At 43.2% G+C, this 22,417-nt stretch carries 20 protein-coding genes and 1 pseudogene; 8 read left to right on the top strand and 13 right to left on the bottom strand.

Going from position 1 to position 22,417, the window contains the following annotated elements:
* Window positions 1–29: 29 nt before the first annotated feature.
* Together AC1DV1_RS11735 and AC1DV1_RS11730 are read right to left on the bottom strand one after the other, a co-directional pair.
* On the bottom strand, window positions 30–1,247 hold the full coding sequence (locus AC1DV1_RS11735) for a serpin family protein (protein ID WP_477359122.1): 1,218 nt from the start codon (window positions 1,245–1,247) through the stop codon (window positions 30–32).
* Window positions 1,248–1,303: 56 nt separating this feature from the next.
* Window positions 1,304–2,977 carry an ArnT family glycosyltransferase gene (locus AC1DV1_RS11730; RefSeq protein ID WP_477359119.1) on the bottom strand — a complete coding sequence of 558 codons (1,674 nt, stop codon included), beginning with the start codon at window positions 2,975–2,977 and terminating at the stop codon, window positions 1,304–1,306.
* A gap of 126 nt (window positions 2,978–3,103) precedes the next feature.
* Here AC1DV1_RS11730 and AC1DV1_RS11725 point away from each other — a divergent pair, with 126 nt between their 5' ends.
* Together AC1DV1_RS11725 and AC1DV1_RS11720 are read left to right on the top strand one after the other, a co-directional pair.
* Window positions 3,104–4,345 carry an alkaline phosphatase family protein gene (locus tag AC1DV1_RS11725; RefSeq protein ID WP_477359115.1) on the top strand — a complete coding sequence of 414 codons (1,242 nt, stop codon included), beginning with the start codon at window positions 3,104–3,106 and terminating at the stop codon, window positions 4,343–4,345.
* 54 nt (window positions 4,346–4,399) lie between these two features.
* Entirely contained in the window at window positions 4,400–5,248 is an 849-nt protein-coding gene (locus AC1DV1_RS11720; RefSeq protein ID WP_477359112.1) for a metallophosphoesterase family protein, read from the top strand.
* Between the two features lie 518 nt (window positions 5,249–5,766).
* On the opposite strand, the gene AC1DV1_RS11715 is transcribed toward AC1DV1_RS11720, so the two are convergent.
* The 6 genes from AC1DV1_RS11715 to AC1DV1_RS11690 form a co-directional block, all read right to left on the bottom strand.
* The gene (locus AC1DV1_RS11715) at window positions 5,767–6,729 is read right to left on the bottom strand and encodes a Gfo/Idh/MocA family protein (RefSeq protein ID WP_477359109.1); all 963 of its coding nucleotides are present in this window, start codon (window positions 6,727–6,729) and stop codon (window positions 5,767–5,769) included.
* A gap of 177 nt (window positions 6,730–6,906) precedes the next feature.
* Window positions 6,907–7,974 carry a hypothetical protein gene (locus AC1DV1_RS11710; protein WP_477359106.1) on the bottom strand — a complete coding sequence of 356 codons (1,068 nt, stop codon included), beginning with the start codon at window positions 7,972–7,974 and terminating at the stop codon, window positions 6,907–6,909.
* A 123-nt stretch (window positions 7,975–8,097) separates the two neighbouring features.
* Complete coding sequence (locus tag AC1DV1_RS11705; RefSeq protein WP_477359103.1) at window positions 8,098–8,988, bottom strand: class I SAM-dependent methyltransferase; 891 nt, start codon at window positions 8,986–8,988, stop codon at window positions 8,098–8,100.
* 149 nt (window positions 8,989–9,137) lie between these two features.
* The gene (locus tag AC1DV1_RS11700; RefSeq protein WP_477359100.1) at window positions 9,138–9,491 is read right to left on the bottom strand and encodes a four helix bundle protein; all 354 of its coding nucleotides are present in this window, start codon (window positions 9,489–9,491) and stop codon (window positions 9,138–9,140) included.
* 186 nt (window positions 9,492–9,677) lie between these two features.
* Complete coding sequence (locus tag AC1DV1_RS11695; protein WP_477359097.1) at window positions 9,678–10,430, bottom strand: ABC transporter ATP-binding protein; 753 nt, start codon at window positions 10,428–10,430, stop codon at window positions 9,678–9,680.
* Window positions 10,427–11,158: an MlaE family ABC transporter permease gene (locus AC1DV1_RS11690; protein ID WP_477359094.1), complete on the bottom strand. Its 732-nt coding sequence runs from the start codon at window positions 11,156–11,158 to the stop codon at window positions 10,427–10,429. Before AC1DV1_RS11690 ends, AC1DV1_RS11695 begins: the two co-directional genes overlap by 4 nt.
* A gap of 213 nt (window positions 11,159–11,371) precedes the next feature.
* Here AC1DV1_RS11690 and AC1DV1_RS11685 point away from each other — a divergent pair, with 213 nt between their 5' ends.
* From AC1DV1_RS11685 to AC1DV1_RS11670, 4 genes are all read left to right on the top strand, one after another.
* Window positions 11,372–12,076, top strand: coding sequence for an SDR family oxidoreductase (locus AC1DV1_RS11685; protein WP_477359091.1), 705 nt, complete (start codon window positions 11,372–11,374; stop codon window positions 12,074–12,076).
* A 231-nt stretch (window positions 12,077–12,307) separates the two neighbouring features.
* On the top strand, window positions 12,308–12,901 hold the full coding sequence (locus tag AC1DV1_RS11680) for a PspC domain-containing protein (protein WP_477359087.1): 594 nt from the start codon (window positions 12,308–12,310) through the stop codon (window positions 12,899–12,901).
* Window positions 12,902–12,905: 4 nt separating this feature from the next.
* On the top strand, window positions 12,906–13,892 hold the full coding sequence (locus AC1DV1_RS11675; RefSeq protein ID WP_477359084.1) for a LiaI-LiaF-like domain-containing protein: 987 nt from the start codon (window positions 12,906–12,908) through the stop codon (window positions 13,890–13,892).
* A gap of 200 nt (window positions 13,893–14,092) precedes the next feature.
* Complete coding sequence (locus tag AC1DV1_RS11670) at window positions 14,093–14,794, top strand: carboxypeptidase-like regulatory domain-containing protein (protein ID WP_477359081.1); 702 nt, start codon at window positions 14,093–14,095, stop codon at window positions 14,792–14,794.
* Window positions 14,795–14,859: 65 nt separating this feature from the next.
* Here the strand turns inward: AC1DV1_RS11670 and AC1DV1_RS11665 are convergent, their stop codons facing one another.
* Together AC1DV1_RS11665 and AC1DV1_RS11660 are read right to left on the bottom strand one after the other, a co-directional pair.
* Window positions 14,860–15,483 carry an NUDIX hydrolase gene (locus AC1DV1_RS11665; protein WP_477359078.1) on the bottom strand — a complete coding sequence of 208 codons (624 nt, stop codon included), beginning with the start codon at window positions 15,481–15,483 and terminating at the stop codon, window positions 14,860–14,862.
* Window positions 15,484–15,649: 166 nt separating this feature from the next.
* On the bottom strand, window positions 15,650–16,402 hold the full coding sequence (locus AC1DV1_RS11660; RefSeq protein WP_477359075.1) for a hypothetical protein: 753 nt from the start codon (window positions 16,400–16,402) through the stop codon (window positions 15,650–15,652).
* A gap of 127 nt (window positions 16,403–16,529) precedes the next feature.
* Here AC1DV1_RS11660 and AC1DV1_RS11655 point away from each other — a divergent pair, with 127 nt between their 5' ends.
* A complete protein-coding gene (locus AC1DV1_RS11655) occupies window positions 16,530–17,789 on the top strand; it encodes an NAD(P)-binding domain-containing protein (protein WP_477359072.1) in 1,260 nt (419 codons plus the stop codon).
* A 130-nt stretch (window positions 17,790–17,919) separates the two neighbouring features.
* On the opposite strand, the gene AC1DV1_RS11650 is transcribed toward AC1DV1_RS11655, so the two are convergent.
* Both AC1DV1_RS11650 and AC1DV1_RS11645 read right to left on the bottom strand, forming a co-directional pair.
* Entirely contained in the window at window positions 17,920–18,270 is a 351-nt protein-coding gene (locus AC1DV1_RS11650) for a nuclear transport factor 2 family protein (protein ID WP_477359069.1), read from the bottom strand.
* Window positions 18,271–18,360: 90 nt separating this feature from the next.
* Window positions 18,361–20,769 carry an ABC transporter permease gene (locus AC1DV1_RS11645; protein WP_477359066.1) on the bottom strand — a complete coding sequence of 803 codons (2,409 nt, stop codon included), beginning with the start codon at window positions 20,767–20,769 and terminating at the stop codon, window positions 18,361–18,363.
* Window positions 20,770–21,151: 382 nt separating this feature from the next.
* Here AC1DV1_RS11645 and AC1DV1_RS11640 point away from each other — a divergent pair, with 382 nt between their 5' ends.
* Window positions 21,152–22,045 (top strand): MBL fold metallo-hydrolase, encoded by an 894-nt coding sequence (locus AC1DV1_RS11640; protein ID WP_477359063.1) that lies wholly within the window; start codon window positions 21,152–21,154, stop codon window positions 22,043–22,045.
* 50 nt (window positions 22,046–22,095) lie between these two features.
* Here the strand turns inward: AC1DV1_RS11640 and AC1DV1_RS11635 are convergent.
* Window positions 22,096–22,260 (bottom strand): annotated as a pseudogene (locus AC1DV1_RS11635) (ATP-binding domain-containing protein); the annotation flags it as partial.
* Between the last annotated feature and the right edge of the window lie 157 nt (window positions 22,261–22,417).

Genomic DNA, 22,417 nt, shown 5'->3' with positions numbered 1-22,417 from the left:
AGATTGGGTACTTATGACTTAACACTACACTATTTTGTAGGGTCATTTACCACTCCCGTGAACAATACCAATCCGGTTTTCATTTCGCGGATAGCAAAAATAAAGGGATGGTCTAACTTAAAGTTATAAGGTAAAACGGCGGTGGCAACAAAAGTTACCGATGTTGCGGCAGCAGCTGTTGTTCCTTCTTCATCTACTTCAATAAAAGCTTTATGTTTTACTTCGCTAATAACCAGCCCGCCCGTGCTGATCCGGGTAAAATCGGCAAGGTCACTAAATGCATTAGCCATGCCCAGCGTTGATAAAACATCCTTTAACTCCTTATCATAACTAAACTTAAATTTGGGCATGCTTACATCAACATAACTGCCGGATAAACCAGTCATCAAACTTTGCCATTTGGCAGAATCGAGGCCAGCGGCATATTCCTGTACCGACTGAGAAGTTGGTGTTACTATTACCATACTAAATTTTTTATTGTTATAAGGTAATTCCAGCACCCGGGCATCGTTAACAATGTTGGTATTTAAAGGCACATAACTTTGATTCATGAAATCGGCCTGCACAGTACCGCCTGAAGGCAGGTAAAAAACACTTTTTTGGGTTTTAGCCGCATCAAATTTGTTTGCCCAGCTACCTTTAAAATAAATGGCGTTGATAAGGTACATTATTGCACCATCCGTCGATTTATCTATGATTGTAGCAATTTTACCGTCGGTGGCGTTGCTCACCCAATTATTGATAACATCTTTTGTACCCGCGTTCTTAAAATCTACCGATTCAATCCGGGCGCTATAGTTGGCCTCACTTGTATTTAAAAATGCAGCCATAGGTGTAAAGCCATTGGCATACCAAATGGAGTTAGCGAACTTTAACGTGGTTTTTGAGTCGAGTTGCGGCAGCTCGGTTATCATTTTGTGGTAATAACTATTTACCTGGTCTTCAGTAAAATTGTTAAAATCCATTGTATTGCGAATATCATGTAGGGTTTGGCCAGCAGCTCCATTACTGATCATACCAATAGCCATGCTCACGCTCAGTGGCGACAGGAAAAGGTTATTATTACCATTCCCGCTCAACGTGGCTTTAAACAGCTTAAGGGAAAATGCATTATCTGCTGCAACTTTTTGCTGCTCTGTAGTGGTCAATACAAGATCTTTACCGGTGTCGGGGTTGCTGTTAATTTTTTTACAGGCACTAATTACAACGAGTGATAAGCTTAGGATGGTAAGTGTTTTACGGATCATAAAGATAGGTTTATATCTACATTACGATAAACTCCCCCCTAAACGTTACACCTGTTTTATTTTTTTGGCGATTGAATGATGGCTACCTCCATATCGTATAATTCCTTATCGCGGGTTGCCTTGTTTAAAAATGCAGGGGCCAGGTGGGTAATTGCATAACTTTTAAAGATTTTTAGCGGCTTTACATTAAACCCTTTCTTAACATACTCCTTCAACAAGCCTGCATCGGCATACAGTATTAATTGATTAGGGAGGTTAGCCACGCCATCCGGGGTGGTTTCTTTAAAAGAAGCCTCCAGGTAAAAGTTAAAATCATCATGAAACTGGCCTGCAGCTACATATACGGGGAGTTTGTCCGGGTTATTCCGGTTAATGTAGATAGCCGCCTGGCTGCCTCCCTGGTAAAGCAGCAAGGCCGGGTAAAAGCACAGGTTTAAAAACAGGTTTACAATAAATGATGCCAGCGCTGTTTTAAAAATGGTTTGCTGCATGCCTGTGGAAACGCGGCCGGGCAAAAACAACAGCAACAGCACAAACACCAAAATAATAGCCCCGGTTAGCCAGTTAAAGGCCGATGGCCTAAAAAAGTAACCTAATGCGCTTATAATAATCAGCATAATTGTTATAACCACTGTTTGGGTGATTTGTATGGCCTTAATGTTTTTAGGAGATGCAAGGCCATAAAGATATTGGGCGGTTATAATGGCAAAAAATGGGAATACGATATTCAGGTAATGCGGCAGCTGGAATTGAGATGCCGAAAATAATAAAAACGTAAGTAAAGCTCCACAGATGCAATACCACTCGCATGCTTTCACATTTTTTGCCCCTTTTTTGATAAACTGGAATACAGCTACAAACAACAAAAGCGACCAGGGCAAAAAGGCCCAAAGCGTTGTATGAACAAAAAACGACGGATCGCCGCTGCCTTTAATGGGCCCGGTATTAAAAAACCTACCAAACTGGCTATCCCAAAAAAAGAATTTAACACCCGATACACCGGTACGGCCAAATACAACCTTTTCGGGATGGAGGTCAAATTGTTGGTAAAGGCACCAGATTTCAGGCAATATAAAAATAAGTACCAGCACTATAGCCAACAACCATCGCCAGTGAAACAGCTGTTTCCATTGCCGGGTAATTAGCAGGTGACCAACAATAGCGCCACCAATGGTGATTAGGGCAAACATCCCTTTTGTCATCACTGCGCAGGCTGTAAACACACAGGCCAGCACCAGGTGCCAAATACTATTGCCGTTCTGCGCCTTATAAAAATGATACACAGCTGCTATAATTAGCCCTGTTAAATAAGCTTCGGCCCGTACATCAGTATTGGATAGGATGATATGCTGGGCGGTAAGTAATATCAACACCGCCCACAACGCTATCTGTTTATGGTATAACGCCTTTGCCAAATAGTAGGTATAAACCACACCCATCATAATAAACAATATAGCCGGCAGTTTATACGCCCATGTTTTAAAGCCAAAACATTTAAAAAACAAGGCAATTACCCAAAATGGAAAATGCGGTTTATCCAGCCAGTCGGTACCCCAGGCATACAGGTCGGTGTAATTATTACGCAGCACCATATTTTTGGCGATGGTTGCATAAAGGCTTGGGTCGGGGCCCATGATGATAGTAAACAGACCGGTGAAATTGATAACAACCGCCATCCCTATAAAAAGGTAAATCCATTTTGTTTGGGTTGTTGCGGTATCTGGGGTCATTTGTGTTGTAAAGATAAAAAAAATGCCAATCGGGCTTTGGTATACATATATGTTAAGCCAAAACATAACAATTTATTAACTCAGCGGTTTTTTCATCATCTTAGCTTAGCACATTAATACATTATAATGCAAAAGCGTACTCCACTATTATTCTTTAGCCTGCTTTGCCTGGCAGCCATTACTTTAAACGCCCAAACTCGGGTTAAAAAAGCGGTATTTATTATTGCCGATGGCATTCCTGCCGATGTTATCGAAAAACTAAATACGCCCAATCTTAAACTAATAGCAGCGCAGGGCACTTATTTGCGGGCGCATGTTGGTGGCGAAAAAGGCGGCTACTCGCAGACACCTACTATATCTGCCAACGGCTACAACAGTTTGCTTACAACTACATGGGTTAATAAGCACAACGTTTGGGGCAACGATATTAAAGCACCTAACTACAACTACTGGAACATTTTCCGGATGTTTAAAAACGCTTTCCCAAATAAAAAAACCGCCGTATTTTCAAGCTGGACCGATAACCGCACCAAACTCATTGGAGATAACCTGCCCGAAGCCGGCAACATTCACCCGGATTATGCTTATGATGGATACGAATTGGATACCGTAAAATTCCCGCACGATAAAGCCGGTAATTATATGCACCTGATAGATGAGCAAGTGGCATCTTCGGCAGCCACCTGCATTAAAGATAAAGCGCCAGATTTATCATGGGTGTACCTGGAATATACAGACGATATGGGGCACCGTTACGGCGATAGCCCCCAATATTATGATGCTATCGAAAAAATGGATGCCCAGGTTGGCCGCATCTGGCAAGCTATTCAATATCGCCAAAAAAACTTTAAAGAGGATTGGGTGATATTTGTAACTACAGACCATGGACGTGATGAGCAAACCGGTAAAGGCCATGGCGGCCAAACCACACGCCAACGCAGCACCTGGATGGTAACCAGCTACACGCCTTTAAATAATTACGCTAAGTATTATACCCCAGGCATTGTGGATATTACCCCATCCATCAATAGCTTTTTAAATGTAAAAGTACCTGAAGCACAATTGCGCGAGGTAGATGGAATTTCGCTCATCGGCTCGGTGTCTGTGGCCCAGCCCGAAGCCAATTTAACTCAGGGTTCACTTGATGTAAGCTGGAAAGCCATGGATGGCAAAGGCAAGGTAAAGATATGGGTAGCCGCTGCCAATAATTATAAAGAAGGCAAAGCCGATGAATATAAATTATTGGCCGAAGTACCGGTTACTACCGAACATGCTTTAATCGATGTAAAAAACATGCCATCTAACTTCTACAAGGTCGTTATTGAAGGCGAACTGAATACGGTGAATCGTTGGGTGGTTGTTAAATAGACCATAAAGATAGGAACGCTATTATCTAAAAATTTAAACTTCACCCCCCCTTAAATGAGCACACGCAGAAACTTCATAGGCACAAGCCTTACCGGCATGGCGGCTTTAACTTTATTACCGGCTGTTAACTCATTCGCCAATACAGACAACAGCTATCTGCGCGGGCCTAAAAACAAACTTAAACTACGCTTTGCCCTCGTCTCCGACATTCACTACGGTCAGCCAGGAACCGATTTTGCCGCCAACACGGGCAATATGGTTAAGTGGCTTAACCAGGACCACGATAAAAATCACCTGGATATGGTTATTATAAACGGCGACCTGGTACATAACCGCCCCGACCTGCTGCCCGAAATTAAATCTAGATATTTTGATAAACTGAGTATGCCCTATCATACCATACCGGGCAATCATGACTTTGCCGATGCCTCGATTTGGAAAAGCAGCTTTGGTTACGAGGATAAGTACACCGTTGAGTTTGGCGATATCGGTTTTGTACTGGCCAACACCGCCGATACCAAAGGAACCTACATTTGCCCCGACAATGTATTTATAAAAGCTGCTCTTGATAAGTTTACCGATAAAAAAATTGTATTAGTTGTGCTGCACATCCCGCCGATAAACTGGAATAAAAACGATGTATTTGTGGATTGCCCCGAAACTATTGAGCTACTTCATCAATATCCCAACGTAAAAGCCGCATTTCATGGGCACGATCACCTGTTGGACGGCGTGCGTTATACGGGCAACAAGTTCCCGCATTTTTTTGACTCCCATATTGGCGGCAACTGGGGTACCGACTACAAGGGATACCGGATAGTGGAGATACATGAGCAAAACGCTATTTATACCTACCAGGTAAATGCCAGCCAAAACCCTATGCTGAATTCAAATAAGTTTTAATCTTCCGCGAGGTTAGGGCAGCGTAACTCGTGGGCAAACCTGGCCAAAGCCAATGGCTTCGCAGTTCAGCTGAAAGCTGAAACCATCATGGTCACGGGTTAAAACCCCACAACAGTTAGCGCTAACGGAATAAGCTTATCGCGTCGGGAAGATATAAGCCTCAACCGATACCTTGTTTTTGTTGCTGATATTAAATGATCCAGGTACCAAAGGGACCTGGATGGGCCAACAACAGGTACAAATATTGGGGTGCGCCTAAATTGCGCTCAGTTTAGTGTTAACCATGATAAAATACAAAACATTGATTATCAAATATTTATAAAAAATATATTTGAAATGTGTTAAGTTATGTTAACCCAATTAGATGCCTTATCTCCCGCGAGGTTAGCGTAGCGCAACTCGTGGGTAAACCTGGCCGAAGCCTGTGGCTTCGCAGTTCAGCTGAAAGCTGAAACCATGTTGGTCACGGGTTAAAACCCCGCGACAGTTGGCAGTAGCAAAAGCCTTAACTCTTGACTCTATTCCCCAGGGTATTTCAACCCCACCTGTGCCCGTGCCCTATCTATCATATCTATCATCTGGCGCGACATCTGGTGCGGAATTATGGGACTTTCCGTTGCGCCGCATCTTATCAGGTTACAAAAATGTTCCAGTTCGTAGTTTAAACCTCCGGCCGTATATGGCTCATTGATTTCAACCGAACGGCCATCCAAATAATCAATGGTAGCGATTGCCGGGTTCCACCAGTTTTTGTGAATGGTAACGTGCCCAAGCGGACCAGCTATCAGCGCATCACCTTTACCATGCAAATCAAAACCCGCATACAACTGTGAATACCCGCCTTTGTGCATCGTCTGGAATATAGCAAACATATCTATCCCTGTTTGCCCAAATCGCCCCATGGTTTGTACATCCTGCAAATCGCCAAGCCAGTCTATAGCCAAAAAGGCTTCGTAAATACCTATACCCATTAAGCTGCCGCCAACAAGTTCAAGGTTATAATTTGGATGATCGGGCGGGCAATCAGCAACAGCCGACCCGGCACGTACATAACCGGCCGGCCCAATGGGATCTGTTGCCAGGTATTCTTTTAATTTGGTATATAAAGGGTAAAAGGGCGGTTTCATTCCCTCCATAAATAATAAGCCTGTTGCCTTAACCACTTCCAAAACCCCATCAAGTTCGGCTAAGTTTACGGTGGCTGGTTTCTCGCAAAGCACATGCTTCCCGACCTTAAGGGCAGCAATGCTGTATGCTGCATGGCTATCCGGCAGGGTTGCAATATAAACGGCATCAATATCACTTGCCAGTAAATCGTCAAGGCTATAGCAGGCCATCCCCCCGTACTTACTTACAAAATCATCAACCGTAACGGCACGCCTTGAGTAAGATGCCACCAACGCTATACCATCAACCGCCGCAAAGCCCTGCATAAACCTTTGGGCTATCCGCCCGCAGCCAATAATTCCGAATTTGATCATCTTTTTTAAGTCTTAAGTCCCGAGGTCTAAGTCCTAAGTTAGTAATTGGTCCAACACCAAAAGTATTCAAAAGAAAAAATCCCAGGTTAAAAATATAAATATTTCTTACCTGAGACTTTTCAGTTCGGCTTAAAACTCAAGACTTCTGACTTAAGACTTAGAACTATTCACCCTTCACTACTGATACTGAATATAAATAGGATACGGTTTATATCTTGATAAAACCTCCTCTGGAGTTAGCATGTGGTGAGGAGCTTTTTTGATGTCGTTTTTGTAAAACAATTTAAAGCCTGTAAACTGTACCGGCTCCTGGTTAATAAAATAGCGGTATGTACCCGTTTTCAAATCAGGTTCGCCCCAGCCGTCCATATCCATTACCAGCTGTACTTCTGGGTGTAACTTGATGTTTTTGTAATTGGTTACCATTTTTTTGGTAAAGCGGTGAACTATTAAAATTTTAGCCGGCAGGCCGTTCTTTTTCACAATTTTTGCCAGGTGATCTGATACGAAGTTGATATCCGCCGCATCATAAGTCCCGATTTTACGACCAGGCTTGCTGCCATCTTTCATCGAAAACTCAGGGTCCATACCAAAGTGTACCTGTGGCATCGCCAGATATTTATCTAATAAAGGCAACTCGGCCTGTATATTGCTCAAAGCAACTTGCACATCCAAAAACACAATGGCATGCGCTTTTTTTGCCAATACCAACACACTGTCAATTTGTTTAAACGGCATCCGGTAGCGGAATTTGCCATCTTTACCGCCATCGCCTTGTGCTACTACTGCAATATAGTGTAACGCAGGTTGCACCGGTGTTTTGGGATCGGCCTTTTCCCAATTTTTTACTTCGCCTTTTAATTTGGCAAGCATTTCCTTTGGAGGTAATTCGCCCAAAATACCCATCTTTTTGCTGTATAGGTTACCGTAAAAAGCTACTACACGTTTAAATGGCAAAATGGCCCCACCTACAGGATATGGGGTATTTTTAACCGGCCACCTGCCTGTGGTATCGCCATGAGCATTAAACTTCATCAGCGAATCGTACAGCTTATGATCTATTGGCGGGTATTCTGATTTTTTTACACTCAGGGTGTCAGCGGCTTCGCCTTTGGCCGAATCGGTTTTAGCGGCGGTTTTCTTACTATCTGTTTTTCCGGTTTTGTCGTTTTGCGAACAGCCCGATAATAGTATAATAGACGATAAGAACAGGGTGGCAGATAGTAGGACGTTTTTTAATTTCATGTGTCTTCGAAGTTCGGTAAATGGCAGGTGTATGTAAGATGTATTGTAAATGCAAACTAATTTTCAGCTACTTATAAAGCAATAAAAGCCGCTTTAGTTTGCGGCAAATATAAATATTGATAATTAATTACTTTTAAGTTTATGAAACTTTCCAAAAACCCCAAGTGGCAGTTTTGCCCCCGCGGTGGCCTGCAGGTAAAGCTCGCCAATTTCAAGGTTTTGAACCTTCGGGAAAGCGCTTTTTATCAGGTTTTCGATAATTACCGATGAAAAACCAAGCGAATAAGTATTCAGAATCAGGAAATGTTCTTCCGGATCAAGTAACTGCATCACATCGGCCATCATCTCGTTAATATTATCTTCCAGCTTCCATTTTTCGCCGTTAGGGCCATTGCCATAAGCAGGTGGGTCAAGTATAATGCCGTTATATTTTTTGCCGCGCTTTAATTCGCGCTTTACAAATTTTAGCGCATCTTCAACCACCCAGCGGATATTACTTAAACCCGATATCTCCTGGTTTTCATTAGCCCAGGTAACTACCTGTTTAATAGAATCCACGTGCGTGGTATCGGCACCGGCTGCCTGCGCAATGAGCGATGCCCCGCCCGTATAAGCAAACAGATTGAGTACTTTGGGCTGCGGGGTTTTAAAACGCTTAATGTTTTGGGTTATGTAATCCCAGTTAACAGCCTGCTCCGGAAAAATACCCAGGTGTTTAAACGAAGTTAAACCCAGGCGAAATTTAATGGCTGCATCATTGTTCTTGTATTCAATGTGCCAGCGGTCGGGCGTTTTCTGGTCTTTTTTCACCCAGTCACCCGCCGTAGCCGACCGTCCCTTAAATTTTATATGGTGTAAGCGCTGCCACTCAGATGCCGGTAAGCCTTTGCTCCAAACCGCCTGCGGCTCGGGACGTATTAATATAATATTCCCAAAACGCTCCAGCTTTTCAAAATCGCCGCAATCAATCAGCTCGTAATCTTTCCAGTGCGTTGGGGTAAGTAGTTGAATCATTCTTTTTAGATTTGAGTATCAAGTAGTAAGTAGTAAGACCGCTGCACTTGCATGGCGCAAATTTAGTATCTTTTTTTGGATAGAAGATTGGTGCAGGGAAATGCATTCCAATCAATTTTAAATTCCGACAAACATCCGGGTAATTGATACTAAATAACAAGACTTTTTTGAAAGCCGCGAATCATCTTTTGAATTTCGTTGATTTGAGTGCACACCATGTCTTGTGCTTCTTGTGTAACATAACCAAATTCTTTTGCGATAATGAATTGGGTTTCGAGTTCAAAAGATGAACCTAATGCTATATTTAGAAATTGATATAATTCCTTATTTGACTTTCTGCCGCAACCTTCTGCAATATTTGATGGAATCGAAATGGCTGCCCGAACCATTTGCGATATCAAACCGTACTTTTCTTCGGAAGGAAACGCCCTGCACGTTTGAAATGTAATTTTGGATACTTCAATACCTGCCTTCCAAACCTTTAACTCTTTAAAATTGTGCATATTTTTTTGTACCAAGTAGTAAGTATCAAAACGGCTGCCCTCGTGTGATATGAAGTTTGTGCCAATTAAAAATAGTGTATTGGCAATTAATTCAAATTAACCAATCAAAAAATCTTGATATTTACTACTAAGTACTTGATACTCGTAAAAAAATCTTACTACTTACTACTTGATACTTACTACTAATCAAAGCTTTGCTTTCGCTGCCCTCATAAACCGGCTGGCAAATACAAAGTCGTTAAGTTCTTTGTTGTCGGTGTGGGCAATTTCTTTGTTGCTTCCCTCCCACCATTTTTTACCCTGGTGCAGGAAAACAATATGGTCGCCTATACCCATTACAGAGTTCATATCGTGTGTTACTACAACTGTGGTCATGTTATACTCTACGGTAAGCTCGCTGATTAAGTCATCTATCAGGATAGAAGTTACCGGGTCGAGACCCGAGTTTGGCTCATCAACAAAAAGGTATTTGGGTTGCATAGATATAGCGCGGGCAATACCCACACGCTTTTTCATCCCGCCGGATAGTTCTGATGGGTAAAGCTTGTTTTTACCCGCAAGGTTAACACGCTCCAGGCAAAAGTTAGCCCGGTCGCGTTTCTCAGCGCGTGTTTGGTTGGTAAACAGATTAAGCGGGAACATGATATTCTGCTCTACCGTCATACTATCAAACAAAGCCGAGTTTTGAAAAAGCATGCCTATGTGCGTTCGGATGGGTACGCGCTGCTCAAAGCCCATGTCGGTAAAGTTTTCACCGTTAAAAAGTACATCGCCCTTTGTTGGTTCGTGCAGCCCAACAATACATTTTAATAATGTTGTTTTTCCGGATCCTGATCCTCCTATTATAAGGTTGTTGATCCCGGGTTCAAAAGTGGAGCTGATGCCTTTAAGTACTTCGTTTTCTCCGAATTTTTTATAGATGTCTTGTATTTCTATCATAGGAAGAGGCGGGAGATAATTAAATCGAACATGAGTATCATTACGCAGCTAAATACAACCCCGCGTGTTGCCGCCTGGCCTACTTCAAGGGCCCCCCCTGATGTGTAAAAGCCCTGGTAACTGCATATGGTGGTAATAATAAAGCCAAATACAACTGCTTTAACCATACATACGGTAATAATTACGGTGTTAAAGCCATCGGGTAAGCCAATCAGGAAATCATCAGTTGTAACTTCGCTTGATGTAAAGCAGGCGATGTAGCCACCTATAAAACCCAACAGTATAGATACGATTACCAGCAGCGGAAACATGGTAACACCTGCTATTACCTTCGGTGATATCAGGTAACCTGGCGCATTTACACCCATTATCTCCAAAGCATCTATCTGCTCGGTAACGCGCATGGTGCCTATTTGCGATGCCATGCTTGAACCAATACGACCGGCCAGCACCAGCGATGATATAGTTGGGCTAAATTCCAAAACCATACTATCGCGGGTGATACCACCTACAACCGATTTGGGAATTAAAGGAGAGATTAACTGAAAAGCTGTTTGAATAGTTACCGCTGCGCCAATAAAAACCGAGATGATCATGATGATGCCCAAAGAGCCAATACCGGCCGACACCATCTCGCGCATTACCTCGGCCCAGTACACCGAAAATTTTTCGGGTTTTCGAAAACTTAAACGTAATAAAAGTATATATCTGCCTAAACTTTGAATCATAGGTATATGTTAAAAATTGGATAAAATTACATTTTTAAATTTAGCATCCCAGCCGCTATTGTTTAATTGCCTAAAATAGGCGGTTTTTGCAAGCTATTAATACAGCTTACGTAATTTAGTGCCGTAAAGCTTTTAAAACAACAAAAAAACTTGCGCCGCTAAGCCCGACGCTGCAATAACGAACATTTAACTAAAAAAATATAGCACATCATCATGAAAAACRCCCTCATCACCGGTTCAACAAAAGGCATGGGCCGCGCCATTGCTGTGGCCTTCGCTAATGAAGGATTAAACGTGGCAATTTGTTCACGAAATGAAAAAGAATTATTTGAATTCGCGGATTTGCTTAACAGATCAAACCCTGGCATTAAAGTTTTTGCGCAAGTTGCAGATGGCAGTGATAAGGCCCAGCTGCTGGCCTTCGCCACCGCCGCGCAGCAGGAACTTGGTTTTATTGATGTTGTAGTAAATAACCTGGGCACTTTTATCCCATCGAGCATATTGGACGATGCCGACGACACATTTGATAAACAGCTAAAAACCAACTTGATGCCAACTTACGAGCTTTATCGCTTTTTTGGCAAAACCATGATGGCTGCACATAAGGGGCATTTTTTTAATATCTGCTCGGTAGCTGCATTAAACCCCGTTGTACAAGCGGGCAGCTATAGCATAACCAAATACGCGTTGTTAGGCTTAACAAAAATAATGAGGCTTGAAACGCAGGAGCATGGCGTAAAGGTAACGGCAATAATCCCAGGATCAACCTTAACTGATTCATGGAAGGATGCTGTTGTTGATAAAAACACCATGGTTTTGCCCGAAGACATAGCATCGGCAATCATCAATATTTACAGGATGAGCCCCGGCGCCAATGTAGACGAGATTATCATTAAACCTGCGCCAGGCCAGTTGTAGGTGTTGGTTTTAAGTATTGAGTTTTGAGTATTGGGTTTAAAAGTAGCTGGCTAAAACTCAAATACTCGACTCACCACTCACTACTCACCACTCAAAACTTTTTCACCGCTGAAACACGGCAGTTCACCGACTTGTTGCCCCTGCTAACCTATAATATATAGGCGTTTTGAGCCACCATATATACCTTTATATCATCAAACAATCACAACTGAACGATATTTAAATAAAATTATGGAAAAGAAACTTTACCGGGATGAATACCGGAAGAAAATAGGCGGCGTTTGCGCCGGCCTGGCCGAGTACTTTGATATGGATGTTGCTATTATACGCGCACTATTTGTACTCACCTTTATATTTATGGGCACCGGCTTTATGGCCTATATCGTATTGTGGATAGTTATACCAAACAAAGGCGTAGGCTATTTTAACCCCAATGTCGATTATCGTGTACCGCCACAACAGCCGTTTACTCCTTTTGACGCCAATAGACCGGCAAGTCCTGGTGCTCCTTTTGAGCCGGTATTCCCAAAAAAAACATCAACACCTGCTGGTATCATTTTTGGCTGCATCCTTATATTTTTCGGCGCAGTGTTCCTGTTTCATGAATTAGGTATCTTTCGTTTCTGGCATGTAGCAAGGCTATGGCCCGCAATTCTTGTAGTTGGTGGCCTGGCGATGATCGCATCCGGACAAAAGAGGCAGCCATGGGAAAAAGAAGGCTGGCAAAATACAACTGCTGAACCCGAAGCAAACACAACTGAACAGCCGCTGAACACCGAAGAGAAAAAAGACGATAATTTTAACAACACCCCTCCAATTATATAAAACCATGAAAACCGACAGACTTATTCCCGGAACAATCCTGGTATGCATAGGAGCCATATTCCTGCTCCATAACTTCCATATTTTCCATTTTCAATGGATGAATATACTTTACCTGTGGCCTATATTTTTAATTATAGGTGGCGTAAACCTGGTATTTGCGGGTAATCGGTCGCCTTTGGCAACAGTGGTAAAACTGGCCGTAATAATTGGTGGGTTCTCGCTGCTGCTATTTGGCAACTTTGGTAACCGCTATCATTTTTGGCCCACTACTTTTATCAACTTTGATGACGACCATGATAACGACAACAACGATGACAGCGACAGCACAAATACCGATCATGGTGTAACAAAAATTGAAGGCAGCAGCACTTTTAATAAAGATTATACCCCGGATGCTAGGCTGGCACGACTGAATATTAGCGGAGGAGCTACCACTTATACGCTGAACGATACCACCAACCAGCTATTTAAGGCCGAAACAAAGGAGTTTTACGGCAAATATGAATTCACTAACGATTTGGTAGATTCGGTTTATGTATTAAACCTTAGAATGAAAAGCAATAACAAGGATTGGCACTTTGATTCGGACGATAACAAATCAAACACCGCCGATATCAAACTAAACCCAAACCCTATCTGGGATATTAATGTAGAAACAGGCGCAACAAAAGTAAATTTTGATTTGAGTAAATTTAAAATAAAAAGTGTAACTTTAAAAGGCGGCGCAGCATCATTTGACGTGAAACTTGGAATGCCTTTAGTAAGTACAAATGTAGAGATTGCAACAGGCATGTCTGAAAGTACTATCAATGTGCCAAAAGAGGCAGCCTGTAGTATTGAGGCCAATACAGGTTTATCTTCAAATAAGTTTGAAGGTTTTACCAAAAAAGATGATAATACTTACGAAACAGAAGGCTTCAGTTCGGCAAAAAACAAGATCATCATTCACATAAGTGGTGCCCTGGCCGATTTTAAAGTGAACCGTTATTAAACCTGCCCAACCATTACCGGGACAGAACTAATATATATTCTATTAACCGCTTCATGAAAATGAGGCGGTTTTTTTGTGCCGTCTACTATCCGGGCAAACCTCACATCTCTGTCATTAAACCACCACCTATATTTAAATATGTTAAATTGAAAACCATATGCTCAAAAAATAAGTTTATTTTACGGCATAATTCAACTACCATGAAACCGAACTACCTAATATTGATAATTAGCCTATTTATAACTGCACATGTGCAAGCCCAGGATGTGTTAAAAGGATCGGTTTATGAAAAAAGTAAAAACGAAAAACTGGCCAATGTTTTTGTAAAAGATGTTACCAACAAACAGATCACGATTACCGATAACAATGGCAATTTCAGCATTCGCACAGCAACGGGCCATACACTAATATTCAACGCACCGGGCTATGTATCAGATACGTTGTACATCACTGATATGAGGCCAAAACGGGTAGATATGATATCGCAAACCATATCGCTAAGGCAGGTGAACGTAAGCGCTACCAAAGAAGCATTCGACCCGCATAAAGAATATCCCGAGGTTTACACCAAAAGCAAAGTATTTGTAATGTCGCCATCAACCTGGTTCAGTAAAGAGGGAAAGGATGCGAGACGCTTAAAAAGATATTTCCAGCGTGCTGAAGAAGAGCAGCAAATTGACGAAGCATTTAACGTAGATTATGTAAAAAGTGTGATACCATTACGGGGTGCCGAACTGGAAAACTTCATGTCGTTATATCGCCCAAGCTATGCTTTCCTCAAAAACAACAATGCCCCAAGTATGACGGCCTATATCAACGATGCTTATAAGAAATACAAGGCCTTGCCTGCCAATAAAAAAGCTTTACCTCAACTAGCGCCGGCACCGGGCAGTTTGCAGTAGGCGGCTTGCAGTCGATCAGAGATTTACGAAGTTTTTGAAACTTCGTAGGTCTTAATAATCCGCGCTCAATCAACCTCCACCGCCAGATTCCCGCTGATGATCTTTTGATAAAKCAACTCTATTTGGCTTTTCAATATCCTGTCTTCTGATAGTTCCGGCAGGTTATCGATATCAAAATATTCAACACCCAGCATGTCAAACCCTTTGTTAACAGCGGTTGACACTGTTTTACAGTGAAACACCATTTTGTAAACGTAAAAGGGCTGCGGTGGGTGGGGGTGCATTTTTTTGTCAAATACCGCCAATAATCTATCGGCAACTACCTCCAGCCCGGTTTCCTCTTCAAATTCTTTAACAATTACTTCTTTGGCACTGTAACCCACATCGGCCCAGCCCCCCGGCAGGCTCCACTTGCCATCGGCGCTTTCCTTAGCCAGCAATATTTTACCATCGGCATTTAATAACATCCCGCGTACATCAACTTTTACTGTAGGGTAATCATGCGGCATCGGGAAGTTAAGCTTAATATCATCTATGCCCCAACCGGTAACGTTATCCAGCATTTCAATTGCAATATGTTGTAACTCGGCATAACGTTCAATATCATACCCGTTCTTGGCATACAACAAGCCCACATCGGCCACCGAACGCAGGCGGGTTATAAGGGTTAAAATTTCTGTATTGTTCATCAAAGGAAATTATAAGAGAAAAAAGGTCATACTGAATTTATTTCAGCATCTCATATAACAGGTGGCCAACTTAATGAGTGTTTAGCACGCGGGATTCCCAAATAGTTCGAAATAACACTGAGAAAACATCCGCACATCTGAAATTTGAAATCTGCACATCAAAAGCCTACCCTCTGCCTAACAACTCATCCAGCTTATTACGCTCGGTTTGCAGTTCGCGGGCCAGTTTCTTTTCTTTTTCGTTGGCTTTGGCTTTGTAGGTTTTGTATTCCTCGTCAAGTTCGTTGTACAGTTTTATGCGATATTTGGCTTCGCGGCTATGTGCGCCCGAGCGGGCTATCACAATGGCGGCTGCCAGGCCAAAAACAATTACCAGGCCCCACATCATTAAATTGTAGGTGGCTTTGGTAAAGCTTATACCAGCCAGGTTTATCTCATCACGTTTGGCGTTTGATTCGGAAAGCGTTTGGCTTTTGGTGGCTACATCGGTTTTAAGGCCGGTAATATCCTGAGTTTGCGCGGCCAATTTGGCCTGCGCTTCTTTAAGATTGCGGCGCTCCGTTTTTAAAGTATCCTGCAGGTTTTTCCATAAAGCCGATACCAAAGGTTGCTGGTAATGGAATAATTTACTTAACAAGTATTGATATTGTCCGTTCAGACTTTTGTCTTTCGCCAGGGCCGAATCGGCAGCTGTAGGGCGGGGTTGATAGTTATACTTGGGGGGAGTGATTGCAGGTTTAGCAGTGCCTGCAGGTGTGGCCGCGCCATATTTAACCACCGGTTTTACAACAGCAGTTTTGGCGGCAGGCGGTTTAGCAGCAGCTTTTTTAACAGTATCCTGGGCAAAGCCCATATCACTGATGCCTAAAATTATGACCATTAAAACAGAGATACGGAATATAGAATGCTTGTTCATCATGTAAAATTAGGTACCTGTTGTTAACAAAACAGGATTTTAATGGTTTTTATTTTATTATCCTCCATGTTTCTGATCGCTAATGTAAGGTTTCGTACGGAATTTTGCTACTCATAGTTATATTAGCAGCATGAATATAGGCATCATTGGGTTGGGCGACATGGGGCGTTTGTATGCAAAAGCTTTTGCAAAAGCAGGTTACACCGTTTGCGGCTGCGATTTACCCGAAAACCGCGACAAGCTCGAAAACGAACTTAGCCCCTTTGGCATCACCATAATGGATAGCGCGCGCGACGTATCCCGTACAAACGACCTGGTTATTTACTCAGTCGAGGCCGACAAACTGGAGCAGGTGGTAGCCGAGTGCGGTCCGCTTACCAAGTACGGGGCCATTGTGGCCGGCCAAACATCTGTTAAGCACCCCGAGATAGCCATATTTGAAAAATACCTGCCCGCCGATGTGCAAATCATTACCTTTCATGCCATGCACGGGCCGGGCTTTGAACCAAAAGGGCAAACGCTTATCCTGATTCCGCACCGGGCAAAAGCAGATGCTTACCAGCGCATGTATGATTTGTTTACAGCTATTGGCAGCGATATTGTAGAGATTGCCGATTACCACGAGCACGATAAAATTGTGGCCGATACCCAGGCCGTTACCCACGTAGGTTTTGAAAGCATGGGCACCGCCTGGAAAGCCGCCGGCTTTTTTCCCTGGGAAAACGCATCGTACCTGGGTGGTATCGACAACGTGAAGATCCTGACCACCTTGCGTATTTTTAGCTATAAAGCACACGTATACGCCGGGCTGGCCATTTTAAATCCCTACGCGCGCCAGCAGGTAAAACGCTACTCGGAGTCAGAATCGGAATTATTTAAGCTCATGATCAAAGAAGAGGCGCAAACCTTCAGGGAGCGCCTGTACAAAGCCCGCGATTTTGTTTTTCATGAAAGCCGCAAACCTATTATGCTGAGCGATACCGTGATGAAAGAGTTTTCGCTGTCGCAACACGCCGATCATCAGAAACCCAACTCACACCTGAGCATACTGAGCATGGTTGATGCCTGGTACCACCTGGGGGTAAACCCTTATGACAACCTCATTTGCCAAACCCCGCCCTTCCGGCTAAGGCTTGGCATTGCCGAATACCTGTTTAAAAACGAAGAACTATTAGAAGAATCGATCGAAACCGCCCTGTACGATAAAACCATCCGGGGCGATGATCTGGAGTTCCACTCGGCAGTAAGGGAATGGTCGGCCATTATTGGTTACGGTGATATGGAGGGCTACAAAAAGCACTTCAACGAAGTACAATCCTTTTTCAGCCACAGGCTGGAAGAAGGCAAGGCTCAAAGCGCAGAGCTGATCAGAAGGCTGATGATGGAGTAGTTTGATTTGGGAGTTCACCAATAACCTATACCTGCATCCAACAATTTAAGGCTAAACTAAGCTGATATTTCTGCCCTTTGTATATATAGGTGGTATTACTTTGGCTGCATTAGTATAGGGGAAGGCTAAATCAGCTAACCATTTCAATATCCATCCTGCTGATTAATCCATCCCTAAAAGTGTAGATATGCATGACAGCTCCTTCGGCAATTAATTGGGCGTTTTTATCTTTAATAATTTGCTTTACCTCAACCTGCAACCGGCCGTCGGCAAGGCCATCAAAACCAACAGGGATAACCAGCGGATCAATTTCTGCCCATTGCCTTGTCCAGTAATCGCGTACCTGCCGGTGCCCGTGAACATAGCCGCCCTCCCATCCGTTGGGCCATTCAACATCGGCATCAAATAGTTTCAAGACACTGTCGATATCCCGCTTATTAAAATCGGCATATAGTTGTTTAATATCATTTTCGTGAAGCATAATGCAATCGTTTTATACATGTGCTAATTGTATAGCATTTATCACCATCCAATGACCAATGGCAGCGCAGCGAAATGACCAATGACTAATCTATTCGCTCCTCAAACTCTTAACTGGGCTATCTAAACCTGCTTTAATTGTTTGGATGGCTATCAAAATAGCCGTCACCAGCGTAAGACACACAATAGCTGCCATAAACGGATTCAGGCCAATGGTTACCCGGTATGCATAATCACTAAGCCAGCTGCTCATCATCCAGTAGGCCAGCGGGCAGGCCACCAGGCAGGCAATAACTATCACCCCTAAAAACTCCTGCATAAACAAACCGATGATACCGGTAACCGACGAGCCCAATACTTTCCGGATGCCTATCTCTTTGGTACGTTTCTGTATACTTAATGATATTAACCCCAATACACCTAACAGCACGATGATAATGGCCAATATGGTGGCTATATACGCCGCCTGTTTCAGTTGAATTTCTGACTGGTAAAGTTTTTTAAGGGCATCATCAACAAAATTGTATTCAAAAGGGGCGCCGGGTAATAGTTCGCTCCACTTTTTTTGCAGGACGGCAAGGCTTTGCTGCATATCCCCAGGCTTTAGTTTCACCGAAAAATAGCGGTAATAGGTTGTATAGTTTACGTTCATGAAAGTAATGGGCGGCATCAGGTCATGCATCGATCCGAAATGAAAATCGCCAGTAACACCGCAGATGGTTAATGGGATATTACTACCCTGCTGCATAATTTTTTGTCCGATGGCATCGCCTGGGCTTTTGTACCCCATCATTTTGGATTGCGACTCGTTAATCACCACCTGCGTGGTATCTGCCACAATAAAAACCGGTTTAAAAAAAGTACCTGCCCGCATGGGTATATTATAGGTTGCCGCGTATTGGTTGTCAACCATTAAACCCGTAGCTGTAACAGATTGTGCGGGGTTGCCACCTTGTTTATACACCGGGTAGTTGCCACCGTTTTGTCCGTTCGGTATATCCCACGAAAGCGACACACTGTTTACCTGGGGCATTTGTGCCAGCTGCTCCCTTACCGATTCCATTTTTTGCACCCCTTTTACCGACCAATCCCTTGGTAACTGGGCATACACCACATAATCTTTACTATATCCCAACTTGCCGTTAAAAAACAGGTTAATTTGCTGCGAAACAATAAGCGCCCCGATAAATACAATAGCTGCCGTACCAAACTGGAAACCCACCAGTGTTTTACGAAACAGCACACCTTCCTTTACCGACGCCAGCTTACCCTTTAACGAATCGATAGATTTTAAAGCGGATAACACCAGCGCCGGGTAAATACCGGCCACTATCCCAACCAAAACTGCAAACAAAACGGGTATCGCCATAAAATACCATGGAAAAGCAAAAAGCCCGCTAATTTGCCCGCCCAAAACATTACTAAAATATGGCCTGCAAAGACTATAAAACACCAATGCAATAACTGTAGCTATTAAAACCATCAGCACCGACTCGGTTAAAAACTGCCAGATCAGTTGCCCCCGCAAACCACCCAACACCTTACGGATACCCATCTCCTTCATACGGCCCGAAGAGCGCCCGATACAGATATTTACAAAATTGATAATAGCCATCAATAAGATAAACAAGGCGATGTAGCCCAGTATATAACACATCCGTTTGGCAGCGCCACCCCAGCCATCCAGGTAATAATCCTTCAGCGGAACGGCAATGTTTGTAAGGCTTTTACTGATATCGGCCGGCGCATTGCGCTTCATCAAATCGCGTAGGGGTTGCTCCAGATCTTTCGCGGTAACGCCGTCCTTCAGCTCTACATAACCTACCGTGCTGAAGTTTGTCCAGCCTTCCAGGTTCCGTTTAAAAAATCTGGCTGCAGCTACCGTAAAAAAGAAATCAGAATTATTGTTCTGATCAAGGTTGGTTACCGAGTTTTTGGGCACATCGCCAAGTACGCCACTAATGGTAAAATCGTGCTTTTCGCCACCAAAACTTTCAAAATTGATGGTTTGCCCAACCACATCAAGTCTGCCAAAATATTTCAGGGCCATTTTTTGGGTTAACACCACGGCAAACGGATCATTCAGTGCTGTTTTGGTATCACCATACAGCAGTTTAAAGCCGTACATATTAAAAAAGGTGCTATCGCCCAACTGCAGGCTCTCCCTAAAATGTTTATCGCCTTTTGATACGTTAGTGGTTACACCATCAAAATGGTAATAGTTGGCAACCAGGTTAGGGTAATTATCACGCAAAGCCCGGGGCATTTGCCCAGCCGAAGCAATTTCATTTCCCTGCCCCGCATCTTTCCACTTGCTGGTTAAAATATACTGATTCTTGAAATTTTTAAGCTGGTGGTTTACCTGCACCTGCCCCCATATATATGCGCCGATAAGCATGGTAAAAGCTATCCCCACAGACAACCCAAAAATATTGATTATCGAGAATACCTTATTTTTCCAAAGGTTACGCCAGGCCAGTTTAAAGTAGTTTTTCAACATAAGGTTTGTTTTATCACATAAAGATAATTTGATTGTACGAGGTAAATGGAGGTGTTAACATTATTTAACTCTTTGGTTCATTAGTTCACTGGTTCATTAGTTCATTGGTATTTGCAGGTGGTCGTTTATTGGTTTACCGGTTCATTAGCTCGAGATCGTTCATTAGTTCATTGATATTTGCGGCGGTCGTTCATTAGTTCATTGGTATTTACATGCGGCATCTGGTTGGGTATGTTATGGCGCAATGCATCAATCTTGATACATGATGCTAACGACTTGATACTTCAGTATTAAAATACCTAAATTTACTAAACCCATTTCCCACATTGGCCACCATACAAGACCAATGAACTAATGAACCAGTGAACTAATGAACAACCCTATGGAACGCCGTAAATTTTTAACTACAACAGCCCTTGCCGCGGGCTCAATCGCATTATTCGGAAAAAGAAGCCTGGCCGCCTTACTGCAGGACCCAGCCTTTCAGTTTAAAACCTTGCGTGGTAACGTGGGCATGTTTGCCGAAAAGGGCGGCACCATTGCCTGGCTGGTAAATAAAGAAGGTATAGTAGTGGTTGATGCTGAGTTCCCTGAACAAGCTACTCACGTTATTGCCGAACTGAAAAAGAAATCGGATAAACCTTTTCAATGGCTTATTAACACCCACCACCACGGCGATCATACCAGCGGCAACATCTCTTTTAAAGGCATTGCAGCCAATGTAGCCGCGCATGCCAATTCGCTTACCAATCAAAAAGCCGCCGCAGCCAAACAAAATAACGACGACAAGCAGCTTTACCCTAACATTACCTACACCGATAAATGGAAAACCAAAGTGGGCGATGAGCATATCACCGCGCACTACTTTGGCGCGGGCCATACCAATGGCGATAGTTTTATTCACTTTGAAAATGCCAACGTGGTACATACCGGCGATTTGGTTTTTAACCGCCGTTTCCCGTTTGTTGATCGCAGCGCCGGTGCATCATGTAAAAGCTGGATAACCACCCTGGAGGCAGCCACCAAACAGTTTGATAAAAACACTATTTTCGTTTTCGGCCACGCGCTCGATCCGTTGAAGGTGACCGGCAATATAGACGATGTAAAAGCCATGCAGCATTTTATGGAAAGCCTGGTAACCTATGTGGGTAGCAGTATTAAAGCGGGCAAATCAAAAGACGAGATCATGACCGCTAAAACTATCCCCGGCGCGCCCGAGTGGCAAGGCGACGGTATTGAACGCGGATTAACTGCTGCTTATGAGGAGTTGAGCTAAGCCCCTCTGCCCCTGAAGGGGGAGTTTTAAAGCGCGTATACTTAAAGCCCCTACCGTACCCACCAGTTGCTGACCAGGTTTAGCTCCTCTTTGGCCCTGGTTACGGCGGTATACCACCAATTGCACAATTCGGAATAAGGCATGGCGTACATACTTTTTTCAAGGAAAAGGTACACGTTTGCCCATTCCCCACCCTGGGCCTTGTGACAGGTAACCGCGTAGCCGTAGCTGGCTTTAAGCCAGTTAACGTACTCATTGGGTTAACATAACTTAACACATTTCAGATAAAATAATTTATAAATATTTGATAATCAATATTTTATATTTAATCATGGTTAACACTAAAATTATTGCGTAATTCAGGCGCATCCA

The sequence above is a fragment of the Mucilaginibacter sp. P4_D1 genome (assembly GCF_056401935.1).
Note: the sequence above shows the minus strand (reverse complement) of the source record. Positions and strands in the feature narration are given on the sequence as shown.

What these genes read in the sequence shown, in the direction of transcription:
- AC1DV1_RS11735 (WP_477359122.1), bottom strand. Translation starts at nt 1,247, where the DNA reads ATGATCCGTAAAACACTTACCATCCTAAGCTTATCACTCGTTGTAATT.
- AC1DV1_RS11730 (WP_477359119.1), bottom strand. Translation starts at nt 2,977, where the DNA reads ATGACCCCAGATACCGCAACAACCCAAACAAAATGGATTTACCTTTTT.
- AC1DV1_RS11725 (WP_477359115.1), top strand. Translation starts at nt 3,104, where the DNA reads ATGCAAAAGCGTACTCCACTATTATTCTTTAGCCTGCTTTGCCTGGCA.
- AC1DV1_RS11720 (WP_477359112.1), top strand. Translation starts at nt 4,400, where the DNA reads ATGAGCACACGCAGAAACTTCATAGGCACAAGCCTTACCGGCATGGCG.
- AC1DV1_RS11715 (WP_477359109.1), bottom strand. Translation starts at nt 6,729, where the DNA reads ATGATCAAATTCGGAATTATTGGCTGCGGGCGGATAGCCCAAAGGTTT.
- AC1DV1_RS11710 (WP_477359106.1), bottom strand. Translation starts at nt 7,974, where the DNA reads ATGAAATTAAAAAACGTCCTACTATCTGCCACCCTGTTCTTATCGTCT.
- AC1DV1_RS11705 (WP_477359103.1), bottom strand. Translation starts at nt 8,988, where the DNA reads ATGATTCAACTACTTACCCCAACGCACTGGAAAGATTACGAGCTGATT.
- AC1DV1_RS11700 (WP_477359100.1), bottom strand. Translation starts at nt 9,491, where the DNA reads ATGCACAATTTTAAAGAGTTAAAGGTTTGGAAGGCAGGTATTGAAGTA.
- AC1DV1_RS11695 (WP_477359097.1), bottom strand. Translation starts at nt 10,430, where the DNA reads ATGATAGAAATACAAGACATCTATAAAAAATTCGGAGAAAACGAAGTA.
- AC1DV1_RS11690 (WP_477359094.1), bottom strand. Translation starts at nt 11,158, where the DNA reads ATGATTCAAAGTTTAGGCAGATATATACTTTTATTACGTTTAAGTTTT.
- AC1DV1_RS11680 (WP_477359087.1), top strand. Translation starts at nt 12,308, where the DNA reads ATGGAAAAGAAACTTTACCGGGATGAATACCGGAAGAAAATAGGCGGC.
- AC1DV1_RS11675 (WP_477359084.1), top strand. Translation starts at nt 12,906, where the DNA reads ATGAAAACCGACAGACTTATTCCCGGAACAATCCTGGTATGCATAGGA.
- AC1DV1_RS11670 (WP_477359081.1), top strand. Translation starts at nt 14,093, where the DNA reads ATGAAACCGAACTACCTAATATTGATAATTAGCCTATTTATAACTGCA.
- AC1DV1_RS11660 (WP_477359075.1), bottom strand. Translation starts at nt 16,402, where the DNA reads ATGATGAACAAGCATTCTATATTCCGTATCTCTGTTTTAATGGTCATA.
- AC1DV1_RS11655 (WP_477359072.1), top strand. Translation starts at nt 16,530, where the DNA reads ATGAATATAGGCATCATTGGGTTGGGCGACATGGGGCGTTTGTATGCA.
- AC1DV1_RS11650 (WP_477359069.1), bottom strand. Translation starts at nt 18,270, where the DNA reads ATGCTTCACGAAAATGATATTAAACAACTATATGCCGATTTTAATAAG.
- AC1DV1_RS11645 (WP_477359066.1), bottom strand. Translation starts at nt 20,769, where the DNA reads ATGTTGAAAAACTACTTTAAACTGGCCTGGCGTAACCTTTGGAAAAAT.
- AC1DV1_RS11640 (WP_477359063.1), top strand. Translation starts at nt 21,152, where the DNA reads ATGGAACGCCGTAAATTTTTAACTACAACAGCCCTTGCCGCGGGCTCA.